The 13,594-nt window shown below is 61.7% G+C and carries 8 protein-coding genes and 2 pseudogenes; 5 read left to right on the top strand and 5 right to left on the bottom strand.

Annotation, left to right across the window (positions count from 1 at the left end):
* Positions 1–6 precede the first annotated feature (6 nt).
* Entirely contained in the window at positions 7–837 is an 831-nt protein-coding gene (locus tag NLY43_RS05055) for an AraC family transcriptional regulator (RefSeq protein WP_023712755.1), read from the bottom strand.
* 127 nt (positions 838–964) lie between these two features.
* On the opposite strand from NLY43_RS05055, the pseudogene NLY43_RS05050 reads away from it, so the two are divergent.
* From NLY43_RS05050 to NLY43_RS05030, 5 genes and pseudogenes are all read left to right on the top strand, one after another.
* Positions 965–1,172 (top strand): annotated as a pseudogene (locus tag NLY43_RS05050) (iron chelate uptake ABC transporter family permease subunit); the annotation flags it as partial.
* 126 nt (positions 1,173–1,298) lie between these two features.
* Positions 1,299–1,769 carry a MarR family winged helix-turn-helix transcriptional regulator gene (locus NLY43_RS05045; protein ID WP_023682981.1) on the top strand — a complete coding sequence of 157 codons (471 nt, stop codon included), beginning with the start codon at positions 1,299–1,301 and terminating at the stop codon, positions 1,767–1,769.
* Positions 1,766–2,959: an HlyD family secretion protein gene (locus NLY43_RS05040; protein WP_023682980.1), complete on the top strand. Its 1,194-nt coding sequence runs from the start codon at positions 1,766–1,768 to the stop codon at positions 2,957–2,959. The genes NLY43_RS05045 and NLY43_RS05040 overlap by 4 nt, the downstream gene beginning before the upstream one ends.
* 349 nt (positions 2,960–3,308) lie before the next feature.
* Complete coding sequence (locus NLY43_RS05035) at positions 3,309–4,844, top strand: DHA2 family efflux MFS transporter permease subunit (RefSeq protein WP_023671527.1); 1,536 nt, start codon at positions 3,309–3,311, stop codon at positions 4,842–4,844.
* A gap of 273 nt (positions 4,845–5,117) precedes the next feature.
* A pseudogene (locus NLY43_RS05030) lies at positions 5,118–7,795 on the top strand (EAL domain-containing protein).
* A 29-nt stretch (positions 7,796–7,824) separates the two neighbouring features.
* Here NLY43_RS05030 and NLY43_RS05020 read toward each other — a convergent pair.
* From NLY43_RS05020 to NLY43_RS05005, 4 genes are all read right to left on the bottom strand, one after another.
* Positions 7,825–8,355, bottom strand: a complete 531-nt coding sequence (locus tag NLY43_RS05020) for a CAP domain-containing protein (protein WP_023671529.1) — start codon at positions 8,353–8,355, stop codon at positions 7,825–7,827.
* A 145-nt stretch (positions 8,356–8,500) separates the two neighbouring features.
* Positions 8,501–9,133, bottom strand: a complete 633-nt coding sequence (locus NLY43_RS05015) for a LysE family translocator (protein ID WP_023671530.1) — start codon at positions 9,131–9,133, stop codon at positions 8,501–8,503.
* Positions 9,134–9,287: 154 nt separating this feature from the next.
* On the bottom strand, positions 9,288–11,261 hold the full coding sequence (locus NLY43_RS05010) for a pilus assembly protein (protein ID WP_023712759.1): 1,974 nt from the start codon (positions 11,259–11,261) through the stop codon (positions 9,288–9,290).
* 195 nt (positions 11,262–11,456) lie between these two features.
* On the bottom strand, positions 11,457–13,346 hold the full coding sequence (locus tag NLY43_RS05005; RefSeq protein ID WP_023712760.1) for a pilus assembly protein: 1,890 nt from the start codon (positions 13,344–13,346) through the stop codon (positions 11,457–11,459).
* Between the last annotated feature and the right edge of the window lie 248 nt (positions 13,347–13,594).

Below are 13,594 nucleotides of genomic sequence, written 5' to 3'. Positions count from 1 at the left end.
CGGCGTTCAGGCCACCGGGACCCATATCTCCAGTCCGCCATTGCCGCTGCGCGGATCGAACTCCGGGCCGTAGCGCTCGAATTCGGGGCCGTCGGCTATATCGTGCCCCGAGGCCGGCAGCCATTTGTTCCAGATCGTGTTGACGGTGCGGCGGATGGTGGAGATGTGCTCGGCATGGGTGAACACGGCGTATTTCTGCGCCGGCACCCGCACCCGCGAAAGCTCCTTCGGCAGGTCCGAGAAATCCGAAACTTCGACCCCGGCGATATAGTCGAAATTGCCGGCATCGTCGCCATTGACGCAGACGCCATAGGCGACGTCGCCGGTCTCGCCCGGAATGTTGCCGATATATGGACCGAAACGCTGCCACTGCATCGGAATGGCAGCGCTGGTCTCGCAGCTGTAGCGTTCACCGAGCCCGGCAATGAGGAAGGGGCGGCCGGTCTCGAAGCGCGGCGGCGGCAGTGAGGCGAGGAAGGACTGGTCCATCAGGATCGGCTCCACGAGGTCGAGATTGCTGAGGCTGCCCTGCGCGCGCACCAGTTCCGGCGTCGTGCCGAACTGGTCGCGGAAGGCACGGGTGAAGGCTTCGTGCGAGGCGTAACCGGCATCGAGCGCGACCGCGAGGATGTCGGGCGCGCCGGAGGCCAGCTTGCGCGCCGCTTCGGTCAGCCGGCGCGCGCGCATATAGCCCATCACCGAACGGCCGGTGGCGGCGCTAAAGGCGCGCGTCACATGAAAGCGCGAGACGCCGCTGCTTTGCGCGACATCTTCAAGCGAGATCGCTTCCGGCAGATGGCTCTCGACAAACCACAGCGCTTTCTCGGTCGGGTTCATAGGTCTCCTCGCATTTGGCGGCACATTTTGTCGGCTTTTTGCGAGGCCAGTTTGATCGAAATTGCGCCTGTCGTAAAATCGAAGGCGCTGGTCGACTGTGGCAGGTCACCATCGTGGAAAGCCGTTGCTGGGCGGCCTCGGCCTGGCTCGCTGGGACAATATCTGGGCGCGCTAGGTGCGGGCACCACCCTTGCCTATGCGCTGTGGAACCACCGCCGGCTCGATGCCTTCGCCGCCGGCGAAATGCCGCCGAAAGCCTAGGTGTGCCGGTGGCGAGGACGCGCAAGACGACATTTCTTCTCACGGCGTTCTCGACGGCAATTCACGTCTCGGTCGGGAGGTCATCCGCAACCGTCATTGCCTGTGCCATGACCGCATCTGCATGGCTGCCATCCCTCTTTTTCGGCTCTGGTGCAATGCGGCGCCTTGAATGGTAAGCACGCTTAAAATATATACCGCTCATGATTTCCGACGGCATAGATAGATTGGGCTTTTTGATCCACGACGTGCAGCGCCTTATGCGCAAGCGCTTCGAGGCGCGCGCCAGCGGACTTGGCCTTTCCTCGGCACAATGGCGGCTTCTGGTTCGCGTTGCCAAGGAGGCGGGCGTCGCCCAGGCTCGCCTCGCCGAACTTCTCGAAATCGAGCCGATCAGCGTTTCACGCCTCGTCGACCGGATGGAGGAGGGCGGCTGGATCGAGCGGCGCTCCGACGCAACTGACCGGCGCGTGCGTATGATCTTCCCGACAGCCAAGGCGAACGCGGCCTATGCCGAGGTCAAAAGCCTTGCTGGCGAAGTTTATGAGGAATCGCTGGTCGGCGTTTCGCCGGACGACCGCCGCGTCCTTATCCGGGCGCTGGACACCATCGTGCAAAACCTGGCGGACGGCGAGACGTCGTCCTTGAAGAGTACGGAAGGGGCAGCAGCATGAACGCGGCAGCCAAGCTAGACGAGAATGTAACCAAGATCGAGACGCCGGCAAAGCCGGCCGCCGAAGCGCCTGCACAGCCGGCCGCAGCACCTGTCGCGGTGGCTCCCCCGGTGCAGCCCACTCCGGCTCCGGTCAAGAAGCGCCGCCTCGGCCGCTTGCTGCTGATGGTCGTCCTGCCGGCCGCGCTGGCCATTGGTGGCGGTTATGTCTGGGTGACCGGCGGCCGCTATCAGGAAACCGAGAACGCCAATTTGCAGCAGGCCAAGGTGTCGATCGCCTCGGACACCGCCGGCCGCATCGTTCAGGTCGGCATCTCGGACAATCAGCAGGTCAAGCAGGGCGATGTGCTGTTTGCCGTCGACCCCGAGCCCTACCGGATTGCATTGGCGCAGGCCGACGCGGCGGTCGCAGTCGCACGCGTCGGTATCGAACAGCTGCGCGCCGCCTACAGCCAGGCGCTGGCGCAGGAAAAGTCCGATGCCAGCCAGGTCGACTACGCGCAGTCGCAGTATGACCGCGCCGCCGACCTTGCCCAGAAGGGCATCAACGCCAAATCGTCGCTGGACGAGGCCAAGAACGATCTCGACAAGGCCAGGCAGCAACTGGCCGTTGCCGAGCAAGGCATCATCAGCGCCAAGGCGGCTCTCGCCGGCAATCCCGATATCGAGACCGACAAGCATCCGACGGTGATGGCCGCACTCGCCGCGCGCGACAAGGCCGCCTACGATCTGGCGCAGACCACGGTCAAGGCGCCGGCCGACGGCGTCATCAGCCAGGCCTCCTCGTTCAAGATCGGCCAGTATGTCGGTTCCGGCACGCCGCTGTTTGCGTTGGTCGAGACCGGCGACACCTGGATCGATGCCAATTTCAAGGAAACCCAGCTTACCCACATGGAGCCTGGCCAGAAGGCCGAGATCGTCGTCGACACCTATCCGGGCAGAACTTTCGAGGCCACCGTCAAGGCGATCGGCGCCGGCACCGGCGCGGAGTTTTCGCTGCTGCCAGCTCAAAACGCCACCGGCAACTGGGTCAAGGTCACGCAGCGCATTCCGGTGCGCCTGGAACTGACCGATGCCGACGCCAAAATGGCGCTGCGCACCGGCATGAGCGCCTCGGTTACGGTGGATACCGGCGTTGCTCGCGGGTTCCCCGCTATCTTCGGCCACGCCACCGCAGGCGAAGCACAATAGACTGTGAATGGACCGTGATCTCGAAAAGCAGGATCACGGCCCGGCAGAACGCCCGCCGCAGGCGAGGTGAAGTTGAGATGACAGGATCGGTCCGACGGCAGGTTGAACGAGGGGTGGATTGGACCGGGCCGCATCGCGGCCTGCCCAGAACCTGGACCATCTCGGCGCCCATCCTTCGGACCTTGGATTTCCGGGCGGCAAGCGCCTGATGTGTCGAGACCTTCGATCGATGTAACCCCCACATCGATAGATCGCGTCCCACCGCGATGAGGGTCTCTTCACCAGAGAAGGCCTCGCCGCCCGGAAACCTAATGTACACGTTTTTGTAACCTGTCGGAAGTTCCGCATCATGACCACACCAGAACCTTTCAAGGAAGTGCCGCATCGCGGCCTGATCACCGTGGCGCTGATGCTGGCGACGGTCATGCAGGCGCTCGACACCACGATTGCCAATGTCGCGCTGCCGACCATGACCGGCGACCTCGGCGCGTCGCCCGACAACATAAACTGGGTGTTGACCTCCTACATCGTTGCCGCCGCGATCATGACGCCGGTGACCGGCTGGCTGGCCGACCGCTTCGGCCGCAAGGAACTGTTCCTGGCGGCGGTTGTCGGCTTCACCGTGTTCTCGATGCTGTGCGGCATTGCCTGGAGCCTGGAGAGCATAGTGTTCTTCCGGCTGATGCAGGGCGTGTTCGGCGCAGCCATCGTGCCGCTGTCGCAGACCTTCCTGCTCGACATCAACCCCAGGGAACGCCACGGCCAGGCGATGGCCATCTGGGGCGCCGGCATCATGCTGGGGCCGATCCTGGGTCCGACGCTGGGCGGTTGGCTGACCGAGAATTTCAACTGGCGCTGGGTGTTCTTCATCAATTTGCCGGTCGGCATCATCGCCTTCCTCGGCATGGCAGCCTATTTGCCGGTCGTTGCCCGGCGGATCCGCAGCTTCGATTTCTTCGGTTTCGCCATGATTTCGCTCGGCGTCGGCGCGCTGCAGCTGCTGCTCGACCGCGGCGGCGAGGTCGACTGGTTTTCCTCGGTCGAAATCTGGATCGAGCTTGCTCTTTCGATCACCGGCTTCTGGGTTTTCATCATCCATACACTGACGGCGGAACGTCCTTTCATCGACCCCAAGATCTTCCTCGACCGCAATTTCGTCACCGGTCTGGCTTTCATCTTCGTCATGGGCGTGCTGATCCTGGCCTCGATGTCGCTGCTGCCGCCGATGCTGTCGACCATCTTCGGCTATCCGACCGTCACCATCGGCGTCGTCCTGGGGCCGCGCGGTGTCGGCACGATGATTTCGATGCTTGTCGTTGGACGGCTCATGAGCAGGATCGACGCCCGCATCCTCGTCGTCATCGGCTTTCTGCTCACCGCGCAGTCGCTCTACACCATGTCCTCCTTCACGCCGCAGATGGACAATTGGCTGATCCTCAGCTCCGGCGTCATCCAGGGCCTCGGCATGGGCATGGTGTTCGTGCCGCTGTCGACGGTGGCCTTCGCCACGCTCGACGTGCGCTTCCGCACCGACGCCACGGCCCTGTTCAGCCTGGTTCGAAATCTCGGTTCGTCGATCGGCGTGTCGGTGGTGACGGTTCTCATGGTGCGCAACACGCAGGTCAATCACACCGAACTGTCGGCTTTCATCAACCCGTTCAACCCCAATTTGTGGGCGGCCTCGCCGGCGGCAGCAGGCGGCGATCCGACGGCACTTTCGCAGGTGGACCGCATGGTCAACATCCAGGCGATGATGATCTCCTACGTCAACGACTTCAAACTGCTGATGGTGATGACGCTGGTTGCCATTCCGTTTGTCTTCCTGCTGCGCAAGCCGAAGACCGCTCCGGCCGGCGCGGCCGCTCCTGCCGCGCATATGGATTGAGGCGGGCGCCGGTAGCGCTGGCAGCAAGCTGGTTGCCCCTGATGATTGTTGCTCGGATGATCGTCAAAACCCGCGTGTGCAAAAGAATATCGATAATGAGCCGTTGGAAGTTGATTTGAAATGACATTTGCACCTTTGGTATCTGGTTGCTGACGCCTCCAATTCCGTTACAGTTCATCTTGAATTAGCACATCTGTAACATTGTCAGTCGACTTTCGTCTGGCACGACAGAGGCCCTTTCTTGTTTCAGGTGCCAAACCGGAGGAGGTCTGTTTGGTCACGAAGTCATCCAGAAGATCCGTCGGGGCGCGCCGGCCGGTGGGCGTAGCCGCATTGGCAAGACTGGCTGACGTTTCCTACGATACGCTCGAGGGAGAACTTCGCACGACCATTGCGGGTCTCGAAGGGCAGACCCTGCGCTTCGAGACTGCGATCGAGAATATTTCGCAAGGCATCTGCTTTTTCGATGCCGATGAACGGCTGATCCTGAGCAACCGGCGCTATGCGGAAATCTACCGCATTGCGCCCGAGGAATTGCGGCCTGGCGTGACACTGAGCGAAATAGTCGAACGCCGCGTTGCCGCCGGCACGGCGGCGACGGCCGCCGACACCTATCTCGCAACGGCTCGCTCGATCAATTCGGCCAAGGCTTCGCGGCTCTGGACCGCCAAACTTGTCGATGGTCGCACAATCCAGATCCGTAACCAGCCCATGCCCGATGGCAGTTGGATCGCCACGCATGAGGACATCACTGAACTCCTCGCCAATCGGCAGATCGTCGACGAGCGCATTTCGCTGCAGGCGCTGATCGACTGGGTGCCCGATTATCTCTGGGTCAAGGATACGCAAAGCCGTTTCGTCGTGGTCAACAGCGCCCTTGCGACCGATAGCGGCCGCAACAAGACCAGCGACATGATCGGTTTGACCGATTTTGATCTCCACCCCCCGGAATTTGCGCGGAAATTTCGCCTGGTCGAGCAGCGCCTGCTCAAGAGCGGACAACCAATGATCGACGCGGAAGAGTTTGTCGTCGATGCGTCGGGCGCCGGCAAATGGCTTTCGTCGACGAAGGTGCCGCTGCGCAATCGTCAAAATGAAATCTTCGGCCTGGTTGGCATCGCCCACGACATCACCGCCCGCAAGCAGGCGGATGTCCTTCGCAGCGGGCAGGCGCAGATCCTCGAAATGATTGCCACGAGCGCGCCGCTGGAGGACGTGCTCGACCGCCTCATGCGCTTCGTCGAGTCTCAGTTGAAGGGGATATTCGGTTCCGTCCTGCTGCTCGACAAGGACGGCATTCATTTGCGTCACGGTGCGGCGCCGGGCCTGGCGAAAGCCTATACGAGCGCCATCGATGGGGCCGCCATCGGTCCCAAGGTGGGATCCTGCGGAACCGCCATCTACCGGCGGGAACCGGTCATTGTTACCGATATTCTGCAGGATCCGCTTTGGGACGATTACCGCGAACTGGCGGCACCCCATGGCTATCGTTCGTGCTGGTCAACCCCGATCCTGTCGCATCGGGGCGTCGTGTTGGGCGCCTTTGCCATGTATTCGATGACCGTGCGCGAACCCACCCATGCCGAGACCCGCCTGATCGAATTCACCACACACATTGCCGGCATCGCAATCGAGCGCAAATTGGCGGAAGACCAGATCCACTTCATGGCCAACCATGATGCGCTGACCGGCCTGCCCAATCGCGCTTTGCTGGAGGATCGGCTTTCCCAGGCGGTCCTCTACGCGCAGCGATACAATCGCTGGATGACGGTGGTGTTCATCGATCTCGACAATTTCAAACTGGTGAACGATACGTTTGGCCACAATGCCGGCGACGAACTCCTCAAGACCGTCGCCAGCCGTTTGGTTGGATGCGTGAAGGCCACCGACACCGTCGTGCGGCTTGGCGGCGACGAATTTGTCATCGTCCTGTTCGACCAAACCACCAATGTCGATGTGGTCTCGGAAACCCTGCAGACGATCAGGGATGCGATCGCGGAACCGGTTCTTGTCGGAGAGCATCGGCTGAGAACGACGGCCAGCATCGGCATCGCAAATTACCCGAAGGACGGGACCAGCCCGGATACGCTGTTGGCCAATGCCGACGCCGCCATGTATCGCGCCAAGGAATTCGGCCGCGACAATTTCCAGTTCTATGCCCCGGGGTTCAACTCAACGGCACATGAAAAATTCCTGCTTCAGGAGGAATTGCGAAACGCGCTCGCCCGGTCGGAATTCGCTCTGCACTATCAGCCACAGGTGGATCTGCGATCGGGGCAGGTTTTCGCCGTCGAAGCGCTGGTGCGCTGGAACCACCCGACGCGAGGCCTGGTTTCGCCGGCGATGTTCATCCCGACCGCCGAGGAGACCGGGCTGATCGTGCCGCTCGGCGACTGGATCCTGCACGAAGCCTGCCGGCAGAACAAAGCCTGGCAGCGCGCCGGTCTGTCGCCCGTAACCGTCTGCGTCAACGTGTCGGCGCGGCAGTTCCGGGAGAAGAACCTGATCGACCGCGTCGTCAACGCATTGAAGGAAAGCGGCCTGGAGGCGAGGTATCTCGAGCTCGAAGTGACGGAAAGCCTGATCATGCAGGATTCGAGCTGGCGGTCGCAACGATGAACGGACTGCAAAAGCTCGGCGTGCAGATATCGATCGACGATTTCGGAACAGGCTATTCCAGTCTCAGCGCCCTCAAGACGTTTCCGGTGGCGCGGCTGAAGATCGACAAGTCCTTCATCAACGATCTCGCGACCGACGAGAACGATCAGGCGGTCACTGGCGCCGTGATTTCCCTAGGGCAGAAGTTGAACCTTCGGGTGCTGGCCGAAGGTGTCGAAACGGAAGACCAGGTCGCCTTCCTGCGCAAGAACAATTGTGACGAGGTGCAGGGCAATTATTTCAGCAAACCCCTGTCGGCTGGGGATATCGGCGAGCTGATCGCGAAAGGCTGACGGCTGGCTCGCGCCGTAACCGCTGGCTGCTATTTTCCGAGCACCAGGCTCCAGTAGCGGATGGCGCTGTCGCGTCCGTCGCGTACATAGGCGAGGCCGAAGCGGCTAAAATCCGGATCGAGCATGTTGCGGCGGTGGCCAGCCGAATGCATCCATATGTCGAACAGTTTCTGCTGGTCGAAGCGGCCCTCGGCGATGTTCTCGGCGGCGGCGCCCCGCACGCCATTGTCCTTCATCCGCGACGCGAAATCCTTTCCCCAGCCCGTCGTGTGGCTCATGCGTTCGCGTGAGGCCATATAGCCGGCCTGCTGCCGAGCGGCCTGCTCGAGCTGGGCGTCCGGCACCAGCGCCGGCAGTCCGGCCGAAGCTCGGATGCCGGCCAGCGTCGCGGTGGCGGAGGACGAGACACCGGCGCCTTCGCCGGTCGGCACCGAGACCGTGCTGCAAGCAGCGAGGCCGGCCATGGCTGCAAGGCCGATCAGCAGCAGGCGCCTGTTTGGTTTTGGACTTGCTGCGCCAGAGCGGGTTTGCGCGAGCGGATGATTGGTGGTGCAGATCATTGTCATGCCTGCCTGACTTAGCGGCGATCATGGCTTTTGCCGGGCAGGGCCGCGAAAATCTCAATCGCTGGCCTCCGTGCAGGTTCGGCCGATCGATTGAATGGGAAGGTCGGCGGCCGATGTAGTCTCGGCGCGCTGCGTCCGATCAGCGTTGCGCGTCGGTCGCCATTTTAAGCGCCAGCGCGGCGAGCACCGTGCCCATCATCCAGCGCTGGATGACCATCCATAGCGGCCGTCCGGCAAGGAAGGTGGCGATCGAACCGGCCGTTACCGCGATGATGGCATTGGCGGTCAGGCTGATCGAGATCTGCGTGGCGCCGAGCACCAGAAGCTGCGACAGCACATGGCCGTTGCCCAGCGAGATGAACTGCGGCAGCAGCGACAGATAAAGCACCGCCACCTTGGGATTGAGGAGATTGGTCATCAGGCCCATCGCGAACAGCTTGCGCGGCCTGTCCTTCGGCAGTTCGCGCACCTGGAATGGTGAGCGCCCGCCGGGCCGCACCGCTTGCCAGGCGAGCCATAGCAGATAGAGCGCGCCGGCAATGCGCAGTGCGTCATAGGCAAACGGCACGGCAAGCAGCAGCGCGGTGATGCCCAGCGCAGCCGATACGACATAGAACAGAAAGCCGGCCGCCACGCCGCCGAGCGAGATCAGCCCGGCCTTCGGGCCTTGCGACAGCGAGCGCGAGATCAGGTAGATCATGTTCGGCCCGGGCGTCAGCACCATGCCCAGGCAGACCAGCGCGAAGGCGAGATGGTTGGCGGTTTCGGGCACTGGCAATCTCCGGGAAGCGGTGACGATACCCACCACGCGTTTTGACTCACCGCAAGAGCATGATGGCCGGAGACTTTGCGCCAGCGTCGAAAAAAGACGAAAGCGAAGCCGCCAATTTCCCCCGCAAGGCGGGGAAGATCAGCAGCTTCAACCCTCAGCTCACCACGCGCAGGTTCGAGAGCTCGTTGGCGATTTCCTTGAAATTGTCGGACAGCGTGGCGCCGGTCGCGTTCCAGAACAGTTTTGCAGGCTTGCTCGGGTCGGCCGGATCCTTGCGGAAGCGCGAGTCCGACGAGCACGTCTTCAGTGCCTCCATCGCGCTCTTGTCGCCGGCGTCGGTCGTCGACATATCGAGCGCCACCGTCATCACCATGATGTTGGCCGCCTTGGCGTTGTTGCACAGCGTCGCCATCTGCTCGTTGAGCGCGGCGGTGTAGTTGCTCGACGAATAGTTGAGCTGGCCGATGGCGCTCGACGTGCCGCCGAACAGGCGGGTGACCGCAGTGCCGTTGTAGCCGACGCCGGTATAGCCATAGCCGGCATAGGTCGACTTGTTGCCGGCGGGGTCGGAACTCACCGTCGAATAGGTGTTCTCGCCGTCGGTGAGCACGATGACCACCTTGTCATTGCCGCGCTCCGTCTCAGGACGTCCTCCTGTGAAAGGCTCCGTGCTGGAGACGGTGCGCCAGCCCCAGGCCATGCCTTCCGGCACATTGGTGTTGCCGTTAGGCGCCATAAGGTCGATCGCAGCCTTGATCTTGGTCAGCCCCGCGGCGTTGGCGACGTCGGTCAGGGGTGTGATCGGCGTGGTGGTGCAGCTGTAGTTCGGACCGGCACCCGTCCCCAGCACCGGCGCGTTCATCGGCCGTGGCTGAAAATACTTGGCCATGTTGGACTGGCGCGTCTTGCCGGTGGTGCTCGCCGGATCGTCGTTCCACCAGCTGTTGGCTGCGCCATAGGTCTTGGGAGCCACCTCGTCGGGGTCCTGCGTTATGTACCAATGATTGCCCGGCTCATCCGGCGCGAACATCGGCACGAACATGGTCGCGGGATCGCCGGTGCCGGTGCCGGTGTTGTTCGGTCCGCCGGAGGCCGGCGCGTCGGTGACATTATAGGGGTAGGGACGGACCTCGACGCAGCCCTGCCAGCTGGCGAACGGTCCGTATGTGTCGTTGTAGTCGTATTCGTTGTGGCTGTCCGAGCATGTATGATTGGCACGATATTTGTCGCACACCACGCGTTTGCTGCCGACGATGCGCTCGTGGCTGGTGACCACCTTCATGTCGCGGTAGAGCGAGAAGCGGGTCAGCATCTGCCCCTCCTGCTCACCCCAGCCAGTGCCTTTCTTGTACCAGATGCCGCCGATCTTCTGGGCATATTTGTCGGCTGCATTAAGCGTGGACCAGGCGAAATTCTCATTGTGGATGGGCGACAGCCCGTAGGCGTCGATCCACGACGCGTTGTCGTTGCTGGCGCCGACATTGACCGAGGCGGCGAACGGCACAAGGCTGAACTGGACCGGCTTGTCGATCTGCTTGATCATCGCGGCCTGCAAGGCAAGCGTGTCGACGAGCTGCTTGGCGGCTTGCTTGAGAAGGTCGATGCGCTTTTGTCCGGCACCCGTGCCCGTGTTCGACATCGACCCCGAATTGTCGAGCACCATGGCCACTTCCAGCGTGTTCTTCAGCCGGACTTGCGAACACACGGAGTAGGTGACGTTTTCCGACGTCCTGCCGATCAGCATCGCCGCTGCCGGCAGGAAATAGGGCTTGTAGACCAGGCTGGCGCACAGCTTGACGATGCCGCCGCCGGTCGTGCTGCTGGGCAGCGTAACGCTGAGCGTCGTGTCGGCGGGATCGACGTGGTTGAGGTTTGCCTTGAAGAAGTCGAGCGCATAGGCCCGCAACTGGTCGTCGGTGGCGCCTTCCACCAGCCGGCGCGCTGTGGCGAAGTTGGCGGCGTCGAGCGCGTTGACCACCCTCTGCTTCTCGCTGACCACGCCGGTGTAGTCGACAGCCATTGCCACGCCGCCCATCAGTGGCACCATCGCCACAACGGTCATCAGAGCGTAATTGCCGCGGCGGTCACGCCAGAAGTCACGCCGGAATGTGCGCCAGAGTTCACGCATGTGATGTAAGCGGCCCCGCCTGCGGATTCTTCAATGCCGCCACACTTTCACAAAACGTTGAAGGACGGGTTGGGGAAACTGCTCGATTGCGCGGATAGCGCTTCACCAGGCGCTAACCAAATGCACGGACACGTGAGCAACGCCGCAACAAAACGCCTCGCGAGGCGGAGCGCCTTGTTCGAAAGATCGCGCCGATCAGCTGACGATGCGCAGGTTCGACAGTTCGTCGGCGATTTCCTTGAAACTTTGCGACAAGGTGGCGCCGGTCGCGTTCCAGTACAGCTTCGCCGGCTTGCTCGGGTCGGTCGGATCCTTGCGGAAGCGCGAATCCGAGGAGCATTTCTTGAGCGCGTCTATGGCAGTCTTTTCCGCCGGCTTGGTGGTAACCAGGTCAAGCGAGACCGTCATCAAGAGAATGTTCGAATTCTTCGCATTGGTGCAAAGCGTTTGCATCTGCTGGTCAAGCGCGGTTGTGTAGTTGGCCGCCGTATAAGTTGTCTTGGCGACGGTCGTGTTGACGAACAGGCGGGTCGCAGGCTCGACTGGCTTCGGAAAATTAGGGCCGGTGTAGCCGTAGGCGGCGTAGGTCGATCCATTCTTGGCGTAGTTGCTGGTCATGTCGTTGCTAGGGCCGATGCTATAGGTGTTTGCGCCGTCGGTCAGGACGATGACCACTTTGTCGTTGCCTCTTTCGGTGTTCGGCCGGCCTTGCGTAAAAGGCTCGTTGCTCGACACCGTCCGCCAGCCCCAGGCCAGCCCTTCCGGCACGTTGGTGTTGCCCGTCGGGGCCATGGCATTGATGGCATCCGTCAGGATTTTCTTGCCATCGGTGGTGGTTATGTCCTGCAACGGCGTGATCGCGGCGGTCGTGCATGCCGAATTGGGTCCATCATCGGCCGCAGCGGCTGCTGCGTCCCAGGGCTTTGTCAGAAAATACTTTCGCATATCCGCTTGGCGTTTGGGGACAGTCAGCGTGTCGGAATAATCGATCCACCAATTGTTCGCGTAACCCCACGTCGATGTGCTGGTGCGAGTTGTGTCGGTCCAGAAATTGCCAGCTTCGTCCGGCGCGAACATCGGCACGAACATGGTGGCGGGCGTGCCCGTGGTCGGCGATGTGTCGTCGTCATTATAGGGATACGGCCTCGCCTCCACGCAGCCCTTCCAGGCTTCGTATTTGGCGACGACGGAGGTCTTGCAAGTGCCGTTCGGGTTTTTCGTCGTACAGGTCGTTGCCGTCATGTCCTGATAGAGAGTGAAACGCGTCATCTCCTTGTCTTTGTCAGTGCCCCAGCCCGTGCCGCGCTGGTAGTAAACGCTGCCTACTTTTTCGATCCATTTGGTGGCATTTGCCGCCGCTGTCATCGTCGACCAATCGAAGTTCTGATGATGGATCGGGGAAATGCCGGTCGTGTCCAGCCACGTCGGCAATGGAGCCGGGGGGATCGGAGCGCCGACATTGACCGACGCAGAAAACGGGACCAGCGAGAACTGCACCGGCCTGGTGACCTGCCTCATTTGTGCGGCTTGGAGCGCCATCGTGTTGACAAGCTCGGTAGCGGCCTTCTTGAGCAAATCTATTCGTGGCTGGCCGGTGCCGGAGCCGTTGATGCTCATGGAGCCGGAATTGTCGAGCACGAGAGACACTTCCAGCGTGTTTTTGAGGCGGATCTCCGAGCATGCCGACGTTGTGACGTCGGCGGCGGTTCTTCCGATCATCATGGCCGCTGCCGGCAGGAAATAGGGGTGGTACGTCAATTCGGCGCACAGCTTCAGCGTGCCACCACCTGCGTTGTTGTTGGGCAGCGTCACCGTCAGCGCCGTATCGGCCGGACTGACGGCTCTGAGATTGGCCTCGAAGAAATCCTTCGCATAGGCCTTGGATGCCGTGTCGGTCGCCCCGGTGACGATCTGCTGTGCCGTGGCAATTCCGGCGGCATCCAGCGCGTTCAGCATGTTCTGTTTTTGGCGCAGGAGGTCGGTGTAGTCGATGGCAATCGCCAGCGCGCCCATCAAGGGCACCATGGTGATCACTGTCATCAAGGCATAGTTGCCGCGTCTGTCGTTCAGAAATCTGCGGATCATGCCTTCAGCACCCCTGCCAGGACCCAATATCGGTCCGAAGATGCCCACAAATCGTTAAATTTCAGGTTGCTGAAATGCGTTCAACATAGGCCCATCTTTTCAAGGCTCGTTAACCACTCGGCCCTGGTGATCAGCGGTGCGACATTGTTTCGATCGACCGAAGCTCGGAGAAGGGTGGTTCCTGCCTGTGCAACCTTCGATCAGCCCGTTGCGCAACAGCCTGGCAAGTGCCGAAAAGCTGGTGACAG

Source organism: Mesorhizobium sp. C416B, assembly GCF_030323165.1.
Classification (GTDB): Bacteria; Pseudomonadota; Alphaproteobacteria; order Rhizobiales; family Rhizobiaceae; genus Mesorhizobium.
This window is presented reverse-complemented; position numbering and strand designations above follow the sequence as displayed.

What these genes read in the sequence shown, in the direction of transcription:
- NLY43_RS05005 (WP_023712760.1), bottom strand. Translation starts at nt 13,346, where the DNA reads ATGATCCGCAGATTTCTGAACGACAGACGCGGCAACTATGCCTTGATG.
- NLY43_RS05040 (WP_023682980.1), top strand. Translation starts at nt 1,766, where the DNA reads ATGAACGCGGCAGCCAAGCTAGACGAGAATGTAACCAAGATCGAGACG.
- NLY43_RS05055 (WP_023712755.1), bottom strand. Translation starts at nt 837, where the DNA reads ATGAACCCGACCGAGAAAGCGCTGTGGTTTGTCGAGAGCCATCTGCCG.
- NLY43_RS05045 (WP_023682981.1), top strand. Translation starts at nt 1,299, where the DNA reads ATGATTTCCGACGGCATAGATAGATTGGGCTTTTTGATCCACGACGTG.
- NLY43_RS05010 (WP_023712759.1), bottom strand. Translation starts at nt 11,261, where the DNA reads ATGCGTGAACTCTGGCGCACATTCCGGCGTGACTTCTGGCGTGACCGC.
- NLY43_RS05035 (WP_023671527.1), top strand. Translation starts at nt 3,309, where the DNA reads ATGACCACACCAGAACCTTTCAAGGAAGTGCCGCATCGCGGCCTGATC.
- NLY43_RS05020 (WP_023671529.1), bottom strand. Translation starts at nt 8,355, where the DNA reads ATGATCTGCACCACCAATCATCCGCTCGCGCAAACCCGCTCTGGCGCA.